Source organism: Gemmiger sp. An120, assembly GCF_002160955.1.
Lineage (GTDB): Bacteria > Bacillota > Clostridia > Oscillospirales > Ruminococcaceae > Gemmiger_A > Gemmiger_A avium.
Genome location: NZ_NFLN01000015.1, coordinates 1 through 16,600 on the forward strand (window position 1 = coordinate 1; position 16,600 = coordinate 16,600).

Genomic DNA, 16,600 nt, shown 5'->3' on the forward strand with positions numbered 1-16,600 from the left:
GCAAGTACTGCGTGGTCAACAACACCTACGAGCCGCAGCACACCACCGTCTACAAGGGCGACGGCTCCAGCTTCGATCTGGACATGGAAGCCAACGAGATCCGCTGGTACGAGATCTGATAGCCAGAAAGCCTACTTGGCGTTTTCAGAATGGCCAATAAAACTGCATAAAAACTCCCGCCTGATTCCTGCCAGGAGCCGGGCGGGAATTTTTATTTGAAGAAATATGCGAAGCCAATCAACCATTTCTCCGGCTTTGAATGGCAGCGATCGGCCAAATAATCCCGCATCCCGGCACAATCTGCTGCCTGCCTTTTTTGCTGTTTCTGTGAATGCTATAATGAAGCAAAACTGGAGGCCGCATTTGCCCATATAAGGACAATACGGACAGGAGGGAACATCATGCCCTGCACAGACCAGCAACTGCTTGCGCTGCTGGACACCGAACCGGAAAATGCAATGGCAGTTTTGATTGAAACATACAGCGGACTTTTATGGAAGATCTGTCGGGAGTATGTCAGCAATGAGGAAGATGTCAAGGATTGTGTTAACGAGACATTTTCTGAGTTTTATCTGCACAGGGAACGATTTGACCCTCAAAAGGGCACCATAAAGGGATATCTGGCCGCTATTGCCCGGAGAACCGCCATCCATTGCTACCAGAAAGAGCAGCGGCAGTCCGCTTGCAGGACCGCCCTGTCCGATCCGGATATACCGGACCCGGCCGAGGACTTTCTGGACCGTGAAGAACTTTTGACGGCCATGGCACAGCTGGATCCTGTGGATGCGCAGATCCTGCAGCTGAAATATTTCCAGGGCATGACGGCCATGCAGATTGCGCAATCCTTGGGATTGCCCTATGAAACGGTAAAAAAACGGCACCAGCGCAGTCTGGTAAAACTGCGCAAATACCTTACCATTGGTCTGGTTATTGCGGCGCTGGCGGCTCTGCTGGCAGCCTGCGGGTACCTGGTTCTGCGCTATTTCGGCTTGGTTCCCGGGTATGGTGTCAACTTTAATGCCGATGCGGCCACCTATCTTTTGGACGAGCCGCAGATGGGGCAGGGCGACCGCTACGAGATTCAACTGGAAGATGCGTACTGGCAGAACGATCTGCTGGTAGTTGACCTGAAAGTTTACGGCGGGGATTTGTTTACCGTACAGAATGGAGAACTGGAATTCACCCTGGAGGGGCTGACAGAAGCGCCGGCCATCAGCTATCATATCCGTGAAAAAACAGCGGAATACCAGTCCATCCGGCTGACGGCACAAACTGCGCTGCCGGATGAAGCAGGGGAAAGCTGGAACCTTGTTCTGCACTGCGACGGTACAGAAATCCCGCTGCTGCTGCAGCAGACTCCCGAAGAAACAGAACTGGGGAACGACGGGTTTTATGCACTGACCGAACAGGATGGCGGGCTTTTGGCCATTCCACGCCTGGAAAACGGGGAACTGGTGGTTTCTGTCTACCCGTTGAACAGCGGTGATTTCCATACCTGTTTCTTCCTGAATGAAGGCGTGTGGAAAGAATACGGCGGTGAGCAGATCCCCATTACCGCAACGTATGAAGACGGAACCGTGCTGACCGGAGAACCCGCTGAGTATTCTCCTTTCAGCGGGGATTCATATTTGGACTGGTACTTCGGTCCGGCTCAGCCGGGCAGCTATACGCTGGAGATTCCCTATGTGTACCAGTATCCCGTCTCCCATGGGCAGTTTTCACTGGAAATTCCCCTTACAGGCAGTAAAGAACAGGCAATCGCGCTTCCGGGCGGCCGTTTAACACTGCGGGAAATGGCGCCGGTTGCAGATACTGCGGCTCTGTTGACCGACGGTATCCTGTTCCCGGCGGAACTATATTCCGGCTACTCCTGGTGGAAGATGGATGTGGCCTGGCAGGGGGATGACCCGGAACGCCTGCTGGCGGCAGCTCCGGTTTCGGTAAAAGCGATAGAAGCAAACGATACCGCCGGGACCATCCTGCGCACAGAACAAACAGATACAAAAACAGGAGACGCCTATAGTCTGTTCTCCGGCGTTTTATTTGGCACCAGCAAGAAAACCGATCAGCTGACGCTGGAATTTTCGGAAAACGGGCTTTGCTACCGCTGGAACCATCCGTTTTCTATCCCTATGGAGGTGGAGCCGGAACCGGAGCACCCTTCTTTCTCCCAAACCGGGAGTTTCGGCGGCATAGAGGCAACGCCGCGGCGGGTAAACGACCGGATCGTCCTGGCGCTGAAGCCACTGAACACCCATTCGGACGCGCAGATTTCTCCCGACATCACCCGCACGGCGTTGCCGGTAGACGCGGTGGAAGAACCGATCATCCTGACGGCCCCGGACGGCACAGAATATCCGGGCAGTTACCGTCCCTCCCGAACCAGCGATGCCAGCGACTGGGATTTTGGCGATCTTCCGGCAGGGGAATACACGCTGCACATCCCCTATCTGTACCTTACCGCCGCACAGGACGCCCGGCTGTCGGTGACGCTGCCCCAGACAGCAGGCGAACTTCTTTCGGAAAACGCCCAGGCGAGGACCGCTCTTGGCAGCATAATCTGTCTGGATTCCGCCGCAGGGCTTGAACAAATGACAGAGTTCCCTGTTACCGGAATGGATGAAACCGGCCAGCCGATGTACGATACCCGCGTACTGGCGATTGCCTGGGAAGACGGCGGCCTGGAACAGCGGGAGGAACTTCCCCAGCAGGCTCAGTTCGCCCTGTCGTTCCAGAATCCCGATGCGGAACTTACGCTGCTGCATACAAACCTCCAGCTGGGAAACGCGCTTTTCAACGACGCGTTTTCTTTCCAATATGATTTTGGCACAGCCGGTATGCAGCAAACCGGCCTGACCCTGCGATATTTTACCGGTCTCCAACGTACAGAACTGCGATTTACCGAGCAGTTCTACCGCTGGAACCACCCGATGGAGATCCCCGTAACGATCCCTGAATGATGCAAACCCGGCTTCCTGACCTTTCGGGAAGCCGGGCTTTTTTGTTTTTTGAAAAATTTTAAAACTTTTTTGAAGGCTGTCTCCTTTTTCGAAAAAAGGCGCAATTAGTAAATGTACCAATATCAGTATGTGTCTGTGCGGACCAATCCCGGGAAAGGAGCGCTTGTTGAATTGGGACGGTACCGGGCGGGATGCGCAGCCGCCTGTAAACACATAAAGAAGGAAGGATAAATATGAAACTCAAAATTTTATCACTAATTCTGGCCGTTTCTTTTGTGGCGGCAGCTCTGGCAGGGTGCGGAGATGCTGAAAAAACTGCTTCTTCCGCGGGAAATTCGTCCGATGGCAGCAGCTCTGTTTCAGAAGCCGCAGACTCCTCGGCGACATCTGACAAAGAGGAAGACAAGGCTACCTCCAATGTCTCCGCTAGCGCAGACAACGGGCTGGGAAACCTCACCAACAGTGGTGGTTATGCGGTCACAGACGGGGAATGGATCTATTTCCGGAGCAATATAGGCGGCCCCACCGGAAAAGGTTATGATTTGATGAAACGTTCTGTAAACGGAGACAAGCTGGAACTGGTCAAATCAGAGATGAACCCGTGGTGGCTCAACCTTTATGACGGCTACTTCTATTTTTGCAACTACGAGTCTAAGTTGAGTAGGATACCGGTGGATGGTTCTGAGGTGGAAGTTTTAAGCGAGCGCTATTGTAACTACTCCATTGTCGATGATGGATGGATCTATTTTGCAGCACGTGCCACCAAAAATGACCCGGGTGGAATTTATAAAATCAAAACAGACGGTACTTCGGAAACATATCTGGCGGAAGAAGGACATCATTTGCTTCTGGATGGAGATTGGCTTTATTACATCCGGAACCGCTCTCTTTGGCGTGTCAGCACGGATGGGGCACAGAACGAAGCAGTGGCTGTGGGCGAGGAAATGGAGAGTTATGAGTATGTGATTCATGATGACTGGCTGTATACATCCTCGCACCGATACAAGTTGAACGGTTCCGAATCTACAGAAATGACTGATAAGTACGGTTTTGCTCTTCTGGATGACAAACTCTATTATGCAGTATACCAAGAAGGCTTATACCGATCGAATTTGGATGGCACCGGGGAAGAAGAGATTATACCTGGAACCTTTTCCCACGTTCATGCTTTGGGAGATAAAATTTATATGCTGAACCCTGACAACAAACTCTGGTATTGGATCAACACAGATGGCAGCAACTTTGAAGAAGTTACGTCCATGGGAAAATTGGGGAAATAACAGCGCTTGCCTGAAAGCGCAGGAAAATTGAATCAAAAGGAAGTGTCATAAAAATGGGTTATGAAGTTGGAATGGTTTTATTTGTTGTTCTTGTAATAGGTTTGCTGATTTCGTTCAGAAAGCTGGCGCGCAAGAATAAGTTCTTCCGTCGGTTTTGGAATGACAACATGAAGTTTAGCTCCCATCTGCCGTTCGGGAGTTTGTTTGCTCGCCTCATCATTGCAGACAGTGATGAGGAAAAAGCGGAAAAGGAAATGTATCTGAAAATCGGCGAACAGACGGATGCGTTTATTGGCGGAGCGCTGGATAACTTGGCGGAAAAGGAACGTGCGCAGCGGGCTCGGGAGGAAGCGATTCGCACAAAACTGGCCCAACAAGGACTGACAGCTGTTTCCATCAATGGGGATGGTACATTTGCAACTGCGAAGGACAGGCAGGGCAATCAATACAACGTTCATATCAGCGAAGAATAATGTGAGAAAAAGAAGCGTTTTATCATGGATTTAGTTGTTGGAATCGTATGTACGTTTATCTTGGTGCTGTGCCTTGCGGGCACCATTGGTTACAAAGATTTGCGGCGCAAATGGGCAGGAATTATCGGTGTGGGCGGCTCATATATCGTTTTGATCGGGGTTGTGCAGTTGGTTGTGCTGGTAGCGGGCCTGATCAAGGGGCTTGTGGGACACGAAGCAAGTCTTTCTTTCGGAGACATCGCCGGTTCGTTGTTCTTTGCGGTTATCTGCCTGTTGTACACCGCACTGATCATCTTCAGCCGATGCGAAACCACGGTTCAACGGGTGACCTTGCCTTTTGCAGCCTGTATGATCGCATGCGGATTCGCTTGGCGTCTGGTTTTTTCAATTATCACACATGCGCCTATGGACAGCGGCGAAACCGTGAGTTCGTCCCTGGAATCCATGCCCGACACCATTTATGACACCAACAACGGGCGGGCTACCTGGCGCAAACAGGGCGTTTACGGTGATCATGTGGATTATTATGGACCTAACGGTGAGACAGTAACATTCTACGCATCAGATGTCGAAGGCGAAAACTACAAGGGCTTTTCCCTTTATTGAGTTCATCCATTTCGAATGTCAGTGAAGGTGAATTAAGAAGCTGCGTATTGATTCATTCGAAACAGCCCGGAACATAAAAGGAGACAGGCTACCTTTTCGGAAAGCCTGTCTCTTTTACATTCTTACAGGAAAAGAACCAACATCAGCAAAAAAGCGATTGTTTAGGATATAAAAGAACTGTTGCGTTGAAATGCTGGATATGCTGGGCGTCTACTGGTATCAGAACGGGCAGCCGGAAAAAGCGAAGGCAGCCCTCAAAAAAGCCATTGACCTGCTGACCAACAAGAAGGAATACAAGCCATCCGAAGCGGAAGTAACCATCGTGTATGCGGAGTGCTATTTGTATATGGCACTGATTGCATCCGAAGAGGGGAATACATCGGAAGCGGAATTCTATGGCGCGCAATCGGCCTGTCTTGCCGCGGATATGGCAAAACGCACGCAAAGCAATCCTGCCTGGCAGATCGAGATTTCGGCCTGTGTCTTTGTAAGTGAACTTTATCTGGCCATGAGAAGAACAAACCCAAAGCAGCGGAATACGCCGAAATGGGGCTGGCTGCCTGTGCCATGCTGGCGAAAACGGATCCCCACAATGACCTTCTGGAGATGAGAAGTGTGCTGGAAAAGTTCAGAAAGAAAGCGCTGCGTCGTTTCTTTTAAAATGAAAAATGCGCCTTTTGGGCGCATAAGGAGAGAGAACGATGTGTACAGAAAACCTGACCGATCAAACCGGCTGTCCGTTTCGTATACAAATGACGGAACCCTTCCGCATGGATCTGCCGCTGCAATATCTAAGGAATGCCCACCTCACGTTTGTATCCTGGGAGCGGGATACCGCCGGCAGCACAACCGGCATGAAGGTGCTGTGCGATCTGGGCCACGGATATGGTTTTGATAACGGAGAGAAAGCGGTTGTTCTGCGGGTGGGGAAGAGTATTCCTTTATTCACGAATACACCGATACCGGCGAAGGTGGTTCCGATTGGGAAGACGGTTCTTTTCGGGTTACCGTTCGCCTGCTTCCGGCAAGCGAAACATAAAAAGAAACGGGCGGCTACTGTGACCTTGTCACGGTGCCGCCCGTTTCTTTTATAGTATTATAGTGCCATTCTGACCAGGGAGGTATCTTATGAATACGGAAAAAAGACGGCGTAAGGCCGTGGTGGACCGCCCGGCCTGCATTGCCTGCGGATGCTGCGTAAAGGTGTGCCCGCTGCAGGCGATTGAGGTTGTCCGGGGCGTGACGGCCCGGGTAAACGAAAGCAAGTGCGTGGGCTGTGGGCGGTGCGCCCGGGAATGCCCGGCCAGCGTGATTGAAATCCGGGAGGTGCAGGCATGAAAAAACGGTGGTACGATTATCTGTGGATCGTTTCGGCCCTGTATCTGGTACTGGGCTTCTTCAATATCCTGTTTGCCTGGCTGGGATTGCTGTGCTTCTTCATCCCGCTGATCATCGCTGTGGCTGGCGGCAATAAGGGCTACTGCAACCGCTACTGCGGTCGCGGCCAGCTGTTCGGGATGCTGGGCGGACGCTTTGGCCTTTCCCGCAAAAAGGATATCCCCGGCTGGATGAAAAGCAAGGCATTCCGGTATGGATTCCTGGCCTTTTTCTTCGCCATGTTCTTTTTGATGCTCTGGAACACCTGGCTGGTGTTCGCCGGGGCGCAGGATCTCCGCCAGGTGGTCACCCTGCTGTGGACCTTCAAACTGCCCTGGAACTGGGCCTACCACGGCACTCTGTTCCATCCGGGCGTGGCGCAGTTTGCCTTTGGCTTTTACAGCGTCATGCTCACATCCACCGTGCTGGGTCTGATCACCATGGTTCTGTTCAAGCCCCGCAGCTGGTGCGTCTACTGCCCCATGGGCACCATGACTCAGCTGATCTGCAAAGCAAAAAACAACTCCTGACCTGATTTCCAGGCTGCATATAAAAGGAAAGCCCCCATCAACCGGAAGCGATCGGTTCGATGGGGGCTTTGCTATGCCGAAAACCATGCAGAAGAATATAGCATGGTGAATCGGCTTAATTGTGCGGCTGTACAGCTTCTGCCGGCTGTTCTTTACGGGTTACCAAAGCGCTTTCTACCTGATGATTGCGGATTTCGGTAATCCGGATCCGCAGTCCGGCGGTTTCCACTTCTGCGGTAGAACCATCCCGGGGAATTGTGGGTAAAGCGCTGAATACAAGGCCGTTGAAGGTGTCAAACTCGTCGCAGGGAAGTGATATGCCCAGCGTTCGGGCGACTTCTTCCAGTGAAGCATCTCCCCGAATCCGCCAGGCGCCGCCCCCTTCGGCTTCAACCGACGGAACAGGGCAGGTTCCGCTGCGTTCTTCGCCCAGATCGCCTACCAGCTGTTCTACAAGATCGTTGATCGTTACGATGCCGGTCATGCCGCCGTGCTCATCCAGTACCACCGCCAGAGGATGACTGCCGTTTCGCATGTTGCGGAACAACACATCCGCACGAACACTGTCCGGTACAAAATAAGCAGGTTTTACGGCCTGTTTCATTACCATTTCCCGGCTTTTTTCGGGCAGGCGGAAATAATCTTTGGCATTGAGAATGCCCACTACATCGTCAGCCGATTCACCACACACCGGATAGTGGGTGAACCGACTGTTATGTATGGTAGCAGCCCATTCGTCCATACTTTCGTCCGTCCACAGAATGGTAAGCTCAGTGCGATGGGTAGCGATCTGTCCGGCTGTCCGATCATCGAATTCAAACACGTTTTGGATGAACTGTTTTTCTTCCCGGTCGATGGTGCCTTTTTGTGATCCTACATCCACCATCATGCGGATTTCTTCCTCGCTGACCGCCTCGTCTTCCGCATCAGGATCAATACCCAGCAAGCGCAGAACTGTGTTGGTGGAGGCGGTCAGAAACCAAACGACAGGGGCAAACAGTCCGGCAATGGCGGAGATCAGGCCAGAGATTCCAAGGGCCAGAACTTCGGCTTTACGCATGGCTACCCGCTTGGGCACAAGTTCTCCGAAAATCAGGGTAAAGTAAGACAAAATCAGGGTGATGATCACTACCGCAACAGCGTCCAGCGTAGCAGCAGGTATCTGTACGCCCAGGCCTAACAGCCAGTCCACCAAACCGTCTGAAAAGTTTTCGGCCGCAAAAGCGCTTCCCAGAAAACCGGATAGAGTAATGGCAACCTGGATTGTGGCCAGAAAGCGGGCAGGCTGGCTGGTTAAGCGCGCCAACCGTATAGCACGTTTGTCGCCGGCAGCGGCCATCTTTGCCAGTTTGGCATCGTTGATAGAGATTACCGCAATCTCGGCACTGGCAAAAACCGCATTAAGCAGAATCAGAAAAACCTGCAGCAGGATCATGAAAATAAGTGAATCGTTCAAGGGTAATTCCTCCTTATTACTTGCCGGACACCGGCTGAAAAACACAAAAAGACACAGCCTGTCACGCTACTCACGTAAACGCAGGCTATGTCTTGTCTGTTTTTTCTTCAGTTTGTACCGGCAAGAGAAAGAATTGGCGGGGGCGTTACTGTCACCGTCGTCCATAAGTTGCAAACAGTCTCCTTTCATCTTGTTGGATACTATCTTAGCAGAGAAATGCGTTGCCGTCAACAGTGATAAAAGCGGTACAGCGCAAAATGCAGCCGGGGCCTGAAGATGCCCCGGCTGCATACGAAAAAACAGAGTATGAGGAAAATGTCAGAAAAACATACCGTCTGTGTACGCCTGCAGGAACAGCGGGCTGGAGGTCAAATCCACCGTCTTGCCCTGCAGCGTCTGTTCCTCGCAGGCGGCCACCAGCGTTTGATCCAGCAGCAGCATCGCCGCACCCTGCAGCGCCGCGTTGCCCAGCACCCGCACCCGCGGCACCAGCTTTTCGGGGATCAGCCCGATGCGGCCCGCGCTGTTCACGTCCAGATAGCTGCCAAAACCACCGGCCACCGCCAGTTCTTCCACCTGTTCCGGCTTTTTGCCGGCGGTTTCCAGCAGGGTGGTAATTCCGGCCGCCACAGCGCTCTTGGCCAGCTGAACCGCCCGCACATCCTTCTGGGCCAGCGTTACCTTGCCGCAGATCACCGCCGGTTCCGGATCCAGGAAACCGGTCTCATCCATCTGCTCGGTTTCCAGCAGACAGGCCAGCGCATCCACAACACCGCTGCCGCAGATGCCTGCCGCCTCGCCGCCGCCCAGCACATGGGCTTTCAGCTCGCCGTTTTCTACGGTAACGTGGTCTACAGCGCCGTCCCGTCCGGCCATGCCCATGGTCAGGCCCGCACCCTCAAAGGCGGGGCCCGCCGCTGTGGAACAGCAAAGCAGCGTTCCCTGATCCCACAGCACGATTTCACCGTTGGTGCCGATGTCCGCCATTACCCGTGTGCCGGTTCCGTGGGTAATACCGCTGGCCAGCAGGGCTGTGGCGGTGTCCGCACCCACAAAGGCGGAGAAGCAGCGGGGCAGATACACCGCCGCGTTGGCGCAGCGCAGCCCCAGCTGCTCACCGCGCAGGGTTTCGCCAAACAGCCGGTCGGCCTCAAACGGCGCATGGGACAGGCAGTCCGGATTTGTTCCGGTCAGCAGATACAGCATGGCTGTATTGCCGGTAATCACCACGGCGTCGATTTGTTCAGCGGGAATCCCGGCCTTTTGCGCCATCTCTCCCAGCAGTTCGTCCAGCTTGCCGCGGATGCTCTGGGCCAGTGCCTCGGATTCTCCGTTCAGCGCTGCGCCAACGCGGGTGATGACGTCCGCGCCCCAGCGGGACTGCGGATTCATACAGCCTGCCTGTGCCAGCAGCGTGCCGTTCTTGTCGTACAGGCAGGTGGCCAGGGTGGTGGTGCCGATATCAATGGCCGCCCCCCAGTGAGAGAACAGGGGAGCGCGGGCGGTCAGTGCCTGCTCGCTGCCCAGCACATGGGCCTGGGCCTCGTTTCCGGCGGTAACCTGGCAATCCCCCAGTACACGGGTGCAGCAGGCAAGACGCACACCCTGCGCCAGCTCATCGGCGGTAAGAAGTTTGGTTTCTTCCGCGGAAGGCTCACTCAGTTCGCCATGAGCCACCACACGGCATTTGCCGCACCGGCCCAGCCGCCCGCAGGGGGTCTCCAGGTGGATGTGCGGGCTTACCACATCGCTCAGAAGCGTTCCCGGCTCTGCGTTGCAGGGGGCCCTGTTGATCGTCACAACTGCCATGGATATTCCTCACTTTCAGCGGCCGAACAGCACCGCGCCAAAATAGGTCACGGTGTCCTGCCCGTTGATGTACTTCATGCCGGCCAACTCGGCCAGGCGGGAGACGTTCATGCCATAGGCTTCCAGCGACGCCAGCGCCTTGTCAGGGAAGCGGCAGGGCTTGTCCTCCCGCTTGGCGCAGACCGGGCACAGGCGGCAGCCGCCTGCCCCCAGATGCAGCGCATCCGGCCCGAATTCGTCCGCCAGTTCCGCGCGCACCCGCTGGGTCAGTTCGTTCATCCGCTGTCCGGCAGCCATCATGCCTTCAAAATCATAGCTGTCTTCCAGATTGTCCACCGTCTGGTATACAAGCGCCCAGCGATAGCCTTTTGCCCGGGCAATCAGCTCGTCCACCGGGCCCACGCAGGGCGGGCACATCCAGCTTTTGCCGTACATCCCGCAAGCGTTGGACTCGCACATTTTACGGAATTCCGGCTCAAATTCAATATTTGCCACCGGGACAACACCCGCCCGATAGGCGCCCCAATCCAACAGGGTCTGTACCAATTCCGTTTCGCTTTTCATGCTTTCAGCTCCATTCTGCCTTTCGCAGCATTGCACGGGCATCCTCCACGGAGAATCCGCGGCCCTTGCTCGTTTCGGCTTCGGTATCACGGGGATTGGCCCCGCATTCCGCATACAGCTGATTGGCCCCCGCCATCAGGCACAGCTCATCCGGCTCATGCACGCACATGGCCCGCTTCGGACGCATGGCCAGGGTAGCGGCAGCGCAGATCTGGGCCAGACGTGCCGCGCTGATCTCGCCACGCGGCGCCAGCGGTGTGCCGGGCACAGCGGTGCGCTTCATCACGGCCATAACCCCTACCGGGTACTGGCGGGGCCGCAGCATTTCGTCCGCCAGCTGCTCGTCGGTGTGCTCAGGGCCGATAGGCTCCACGCAATAGTAGAGTTCCAGCCCGGCCGCCTTGACCGCGTCCAGGGTACGCACCCGCGTCTCCACCGATGCGCCGGTATCCACCCCTTCGCCCAGACGGCAGATGTGGTATACACCGGTAAAGCCCGCATCCCGCAGCCGGAGGGCGTAAGCCTCATCAAAGTCGCCCACATTGGCTACCAGACGCACATCGTCCGGCAGAACCGCCCGCACGGCGCGCCCGTAGTCCAGATAACGCTCCTGGGAGAACTCCGCCGTGGTCATCAGGAATACATCCCGCACGCCGGCGTCAGCCAGCTGCTTCGCCAGCTGCACCGTGTCGTCCAGATCGCGGATAAAAGGCGTGCAGCCTTTCAGAAAATCCGCCGCCAGGCTGCAGAACTTGCAGTTGATGCGGCAGGGCTGGATATCCAGCCCGATCTGCCCGAACAGCAGGCCTTTTCCCTCGAACGCCTTGCGGGAGTAGCCGTTGGCCTCGGCCAGAAGATTGTAGTAGTCGCGGCTGCCCACCGGCACGCGCAGCAGCGTGCACAGATCTTCTTTTGTCAGATCTTCGCCCTGGGCAAAGCGCTCTAAAATGGATTCGATCATTCCCAAACCTCCCGGATCAGGCCCGGGTACCACTGGATCGCCTGCTTGACTGCGCGGCGCAGCGGCATACCCGGCCCGGCCAGCAGCACCAGCCGGTTTTCCTGTTCCGTCTCAATATTTGTGTCACTAATACGTACAGCCGGGCCCACACAATCCACCAGCAGGCAGCGGCCTTCCAGCCGGGCAAACCCTTTGATGCGCCAGCTGTCCTCGACAATCAGGCGCAGCGCGCCGGTCAGCTGTTCCACCGTCATGACAGGATCCAGTTCAATCAGCTGCTTCTGCAGCTGAATGTCCGGCTGCCCGGTCATATCGGTGCCGCCCAGCGGGTGGATGTTCCGCATCCAGGCGGGATCAAACGCGCCAAACTGCGTGGTGCGCACCACCGCTTCGGGATTGCGCTCCCGCACGGCTGCCGCGGCCGCGTGAACCTGTTCTTCACTGGCCAGGTCGGTCTTGTTCAGCAATACCAGACTGCTCACCATCAGCTGTTTCGGACATACCCGGGCGGTATGCAGCACCCGCTCCAGCCGGGGCGTGTCCACCAGGCACACGCTGCCCCGGTACTGAATGGCGGAAAACTCCTCCCGCCCCAGCACGGTCTGCACGCTGGTGGGATCCGAAAGCCCGGAGGCCTCCACAATCACCACATCCGGCGCGTCGGCAATGCAGCGGTGCAGTTCTTCCTCAAACTTGTCCAGGCGGCAGGCGCAGAAGATCGAGCCGTTGGTGATCTCGGCCATCACGGCGTTCACATCCCGAAGCAGCGCTCCGTCCACACCGGCCTTGCCGAATTCATTGATGATGAGCCGCAGGCGCTTGCCCGCAAACTGGCGGACAAATTCCCGCAGAAAGGTGGTTTTACCCGCACCCAAAAATCCGGTGATCAGATACAGTTCCATGGCGGACCCTTTCAGAAAGTGCCGCGAGAAATCCTCGCGGCACAAGTTGATTTACAGTACTTCCTGAATGGCTTTCTCCAGCTCTTCCTTGCTGGGAATGATGGAGGCGAACTTCAGTTTGCCGTTGATGTAGATGCTGGGCAGGTTCTTGACACCCATCTTTTTGCAGCGGGCAATGTTCTCTTTTTCGGTGAACTTGTACTCCACCATATCGATGGCATCACCAAAATGCTCCTTGGCCACCACAGCAGCGCCCAGCATGTAGGTGCAGGCGGCGCAGGTGGCGCTGTCCAGAGTAAAGACCTCCATCAGCGGGCGGGGCAGATGCTCGTAATCCGGCAGCTCCACGTCAATATCAAAGGAAGCGGACACATAATTTTCCACCATCTTGCGCACGCTCTCGGTCTCCAGGGCAGCCTGAGCCGCACCGATGGCGTTCTCCACCGGCACCGCGTAGGGCATGTCGCAGCCGGGGGCTACGATGAAGTTGCGATACTCCGGCAGCTGAGCCAGCAGATCCACCACATACTTCATGTTGTCCTGCTGGGTGCCATGCAGCATAACGGAGGTCAGGGGGATGTTGCCGCCGATGACCACGTTGTACTTGTCGGTGATGGCTTTGGCCGCGATGATGTCCACGTTCTCGTCCACCGAGATGGAGTCCGGGCCGGTCTGGCACATCACTTCGATGTTGCGGGTCGCGTCGCCGCAGACAAAGAAGGAGGAGAACACGCCCTTGCTGCGGATGTGATCGAACAACTCGGTGTAAGGCCCGGAGAGGAAGTCCTCAAAATGGGTGCTGGAGATCTGGGAAACCAGCGGGTCTACCACAGCGATCACGTCCATGCCGGCTTCGATGAACAGATCGCTCATGCGCTTGCCGCAGTCGGTGCAGAACGCCAGCAGCTGCTGCACATACTCCTCATCGTCGTACATGTCCATGAACAGGTCATTGCCGCGCAGGTGAGAAGCCAGGGTGAAGGGGCCGCAGATCAGGCCGTACAGGGCGGTGGTGTCGCCCACTTCCTTCTTCATGCGGCGCATGGCGTTCAGCACCATGGGCAGACGGCCCTTTTCGGCGGTGGGCAGGGTGCAGCGGCAGGGAACGGTCATGGTGTCGGCCAGGGGATGGCTGGCCACGCTGGGCGGGCCGTCCTTAGCCCACACCAGATCACAGCCCAGGATTTCGGCCTCCAGCTGCAGGTCAAACACAACCGGCTGACCATCGGGCTTGTACAGACGGTTCACCGCCAGAAGCGCTTCCACCAGCGCATCCTCATCGGTCAGAACCTTGGTGGCATCGGCGCCGGTCAGAAAACCGGAGTGAACGCCGGAGAAGGGAACCCACGGGGCGCGGGGGGTGGCTTCATGGCGCAGGGTAGCAAACAGAAGTTCCTTCGGAGTCATGGTAAAAACCTCCACTATTTAATCGTATGCGGGGCCGCTTGACAAGGCCGCCCGCAGAGAATATACTCAAATTTGTAATAAGCTTTGTTCTCAGCCGTACATCTTTTGCACAGGCGTCGGCGAGAGCGGAGCTTTTTTATTGCAGGTTACTTACGCGGTCTGGCACATCGACACAGCAGCATCGGCAGCAGAAGCGGCGTCAGGGGTGTAGCAGTCAGCGCCGATCTGGTCGCAGAAGGTCTGGGTAACGGGGGCGCCGCCCACCATGATCTTGACCTTGTCGCGGATACCGGCCTCGCCGGCCTTCTTCACAACCTCTTCCATCATGCCCATGGTGGTGGTCAGCAGGGCAGAGCAGCAGATGATCTGGCAGCCCTGATCGATGGCGGTCTGTACGTAGGTCTCGGGGGCCACGTCGGTGCCCAGGTCGATAACTTCCAGGCCCTTGCCCTCCATCATCATCTTGACCAGGTTCTTGCCGATGTCATGCAGGTCGCCCTTGACGGTGCCGATGCACACCTTGCCGGCCGCTTCCACACCGGCCTCAGCCATCAGGGGCTTCAGCAGGGCGGCGCCCATGTTCATGGCGCGGGCCGCAACCAGAACTTCCGGCACAAAGACCTCGTTGTTCTTGAACTTCTCACCGATCACGCTCATGCCGGCCAGAAGACCCTCGTCCAGGATCTGCTGTACAGGGATACCCTGATCAATGGCCTGCTGAACCAGTTCCTTGACAACCTTGGCTTTGCCGCGCTGCAGATTTTCGGAAATTTCGGTCAGTACGTTCATAGTTCCATTCTCCTTACATATTTGCTGTTTTGTAAATGCCCAACCGTCGCGTCACGGTCTTTCTATATTGCTAGAATAGCACATCCCTGTGGAAAAGGCTTGTATTTCTTTGCCTGTTTTGGTATTATTTTGCTCAAAAGAATGCTTGTCCAAAAGGGGCTGCATAGGAATATGAAAAAGGAAGATTTCAATCTGACCCTTGCCAAGGAGTGTGCCCAGGCCTTTGCAGGAGCTACCGATCTGGGATGCATTGTATCCGACAAAGAAGGCAATCAGCTGGCGGATTACGGGTACAGCTGTGCGGGCTGCCGCATCTGCCGCCTGGCCAATCAGTCTCACGCCCAATGTGTGGACGCGCAGAACTACAGCATGGCGGAAGCGGAACGGTTCGGCGGCAAGTACATCTATTACTGCCCCATGGGGCTGACCTGCTTTATTTCCCCGATTGTAGGGGACGTGGGCAGCTGTGCCCGGATCACGGCGGGCCCGTTCCTGATGGTGGAAAAGGACGATTATGCGGACTGTGAGCTGGTTGCCTTTCCGCCGGAGATCCGGGAAAAAATCACCGATGAACTGCGCTGGGTGCCGGTACTGACCACCAGCAAGGTGAACCATCTGTCCACCCTGCTGTTCATGGCGGTGGGATTCATGAACAAGGTATCTGCCTCCAACCGCCTGCTGGAGACCCAGTCCGCCGACGCGATCCAGGGGCAGATTTCCAGCTATATCCTGCAGCTGAAACAGGAGGTGCTGCCTCCGCCGTATCCCCTTGCCACCGAAAAGCTTTTCCTGAAAAGTATTCTTCAGTCGGACAAGGCCGCCGCGCAGAAACTGCTGAACGAACTGCTGGGGCATATTCTGTTCTCCTCCGGCCGGGATCTGGAACAGGTCAAATCCCGCGTGTGTGAATTGCTGTCCCTGACCGGCCGCGCCGCCATTGACGCGGGCGCCGACGCAGGGGCTACTCTGCAGCTGTGCCACCAGAACCGCATCCAGATCAGCACCGCACGGAGCATTGACGAAATGTGCCTGTTTTTGACCGAGAGCGTCAACCATCTGATGGACAGCATCTTCCAGTATTCCGACGTGCGGCATGCCCATGCCCTGCACCTGTGTATGCAGTACATCGAGGTGCACTATTATGAAAAGGTCACGCTGAATCAGCTGGCGGAGATGGTGTATCTGTCGCCGTCCTACCTGAGCCGGATTTTTACCAGGGAAACCGGAAACAGCTTCAACGATTATCTCAACGCGGTGCGCATCAACAAGGCCAAAAGCCTGCTGAAATACAACGACCTGCGGGTGGCCGACGTGGCCAACGCGGTGGGCTTTGACGACCAGAGCTATTTTACCAAAGTGTTTCGCCGGATTACCGGCGTGACCCCGGTCAAATACCGCCTGCTGGCCCATGCGGACACACCATACAGCACCTGAAAACAGAAAATCCCTGCCCCGGGTTCAGCCGAACCAAGGGCAGGGATTTTAT

At 55.8% G+C, this 16,600-nt stretch carries 17 protein-coding genes; 10 read left to right on the plus strand and 7 right to left on the minus strand.

Annotated elements, in window-relative coordinates; genetic code table 11:
• From B5E65_RS16075 to B5E65_RS11775, 9 genes are all read left to right on the plus strand, one after another.
• Window positions 1-119: 1,3-beta-galactosyl-N-acetylhexosamine phosphorylase C-terminal domain-containing protein (locus B5E65_RS16075; RefSeq protein ID WP_143403018.1), on the plus strand; the 119-nt coding region annotated here is incomplete at its 5' end.
• Between the two features lie 282 nt (window positions 120-401).
• Window positions 402-2,960 (plus strand): RNA polymerase sigma factor, encoded by a 2,559-nt coding sequence (locus B5E65_RS11740; RefSeq protein ID WP_087171959.1) that lies wholly within the window; start codon window positions 402-404, stop codon window positions 2,958-2,960.
• Between the two features lie 233 nt (window positions 2,961-3,193).
• Window positions 3,194-4,240, plus strand: a complete 1,047-nt coding sequence (locus B5E65_RS11745; protein ID WP_087171960.1) for a DUF5050 domain-containing protein — start codon at window positions 3,194-3,196, stop codon at window positions 4,238-4,240.
• 53 nt (window positions 4,241-4,293) lie between these two features.
• Complete coding sequence (locus B5E65_RS11750) at window positions 4,294-4,713, plus strand: hypothetical protein (RefSeq protein WP_087171961.1); 420 nt, start codon at window positions 4,294-4,296, stop codon at window positions 4,711-4,713.
• A gap of 24 nt (window positions 4,714-4,737) precedes the next feature.
• A complete protein-coding gene (locus tag B5E65_RS11755; protein WP_087171962.1) occupies window positions 4,738-5,319 on the plus strand; it encodes a hypothetical protein in 582 nt (193 codons plus the stop codon).
• Between the two features lie 190 nt (window positions 5,320-5,509).
• Window positions 5,510-5,929, plus strand: coding sequence for a hypothetical protein (locus B5E65_RS11760; RefSeq protein WP_087171963.1), 420 nt, complete (start codon window positions 5,510-5,512; stop codon window positions 5,927-5,929).
• A gap of 91 nt (window positions 5,930-6,020) precedes the next feature.
• Window positions 6,021-6,413 carry a hypothetical protein gene (locus B5E65_RS11765; protein ID WP_087171964.1) on the plus strand — a complete coding sequence of 131 codons (393 nt, stop codon included), beginning with the start codon at window positions 6,021-6,023 and terminating at the stop codon, window positions 6,411-6,413.
• Between the two features lie 34 nt (window positions 6,414-6,447).
• Window positions 6,448-6,657 (plus strand): 4Fe-4S dicluster domain-containing protein, encoded by a 210-nt coding sequence (locus tag B5E65_RS11770; RefSeq protein ID WP_087171965.1) that lies wholly within the window; start codon window positions 6,448-6,450, stop codon window positions 6,655-6,657.
• On the plus strand, window positions 6,654-7,226 hold the full coding sequence (locus B5E65_RS11775; protein ID WP_087171966.1) for a hypothetical protein: 573 nt from the start codon (window positions 6,654-6,656) through the stop codon (window positions 7,224-7,226). Before B5E65_RS11770 ends, B5E65_RS11775 begins: the two co-directional genes overlap by 4 nt.
• A gap of 115 nt (window positions 7,227-7,341) precedes the next feature.
• Here B5E65_RS11775 and B5E65_RS11780 read toward each other — a convergent pair whose 3' ends face one another.
• The 7 genes from B5E65_RS11780 to B5E65_RS11810 all read right to left on the minus strand — a co-directional run bounded on the left by B5E65_RS11780 (window position 7,342) and on the right by B5E65_RS11810 (window position 15,114).
• Complete coding sequence (locus B5E65_RS11780) at window positions 7,342-8,682, minus strand: hemolysin family protein (protein ID WP_164488812.1); 1,341 nt, start codon at window positions 8,680-8,682, stop codon at window positions 7,342-7,344.
• A 318-nt stretch (window positions 8,683-9,000) separates the two neighbouring features.
• Window positions 9,001-10,491, minus strand: a complete 1,491-nt coding sequence (locus B5E65_RS11785) for an ASKHA domain-containing protein (protein ID WP_087171968.1) — start codon at window positions 10,489-10,491, stop codon at window positions 9,001-9,003.
• A gap of 15 nt (window positions 10,492-10,506) precedes the next feature.
• Window positions 10,507-11,055, minus strand: a complete 549-nt coding sequence (locus B5E65_RS11790; protein WP_087171969.1) for a DUF2284 domain-containing protein — start codon at window positions 11,053-11,055, stop codon at window positions 10,507-10,509.
• Between the two features lie 4 nt (window positions 11,056-11,059).
• Window positions 11,060-12,016, minus strand: a complete 957-nt coding sequence (locus B5E65_RS11795) for a radical SAM protein (RefSeq protein WP_087171970.1) — start codon at window positions 12,014-12,016, stop codon at window positions 11,060-11,062.
• Complete coding sequence (locus B5E65_RS11800; RefSeq protein WP_143403019.1) at window positions 12,013-12,918, minus strand: CobW family GTP-binding protein; 906 nt, start codon at window positions 12,916-12,918, stop codon at window positions 12,013-12,015. Before B5E65_RS11800 ends, B5E65_RS11795 begins: the two co-directional genes overlap by 4 nt.
• Before the next feature lie 51 nt (window positions 12,919-12,969).
• A complete protein-coding gene (locus B5E65_RS11805) occupies window positions 12,970-14,325 on the minus strand; it encodes a uroporphyrinogen decarboxylase family protein (protein ID WP_087171972.1) in 1,356 nt (451 codons plus the stop codon).
• A gap of 150 nt (window positions 14,326-14,475) precedes the next feature.
• A complete protein-coding gene (locus B5E65_RS11810; protein WP_087171973.1) occupies window positions 14,476-15,114 on the minus strand; it encodes a corrinoid protein in 639 nt (212 codons plus the stop codon).
• 171 nt (window positions 15,115-15,285) lie between these two features.
• Between B5E65_RS11810 and B5E65_RS11815 the strand changes: the two genes are divergently transcribed.
• Window positions 15,286-16,548 carry a helix-turn-helix domain-containing protein gene (locus B5E65_RS11815; protein ID WP_158098588.1) on the plus strand — a complete coding sequence of 421 codons (1,263 nt, stop codon included), beginning with the start codon at window positions 15,286-15,288 and terminating at the stop codon, window positions 16,546-16,548.
• Window positions 16,549-16,600 lie beyond the last annotated feature (52 nt).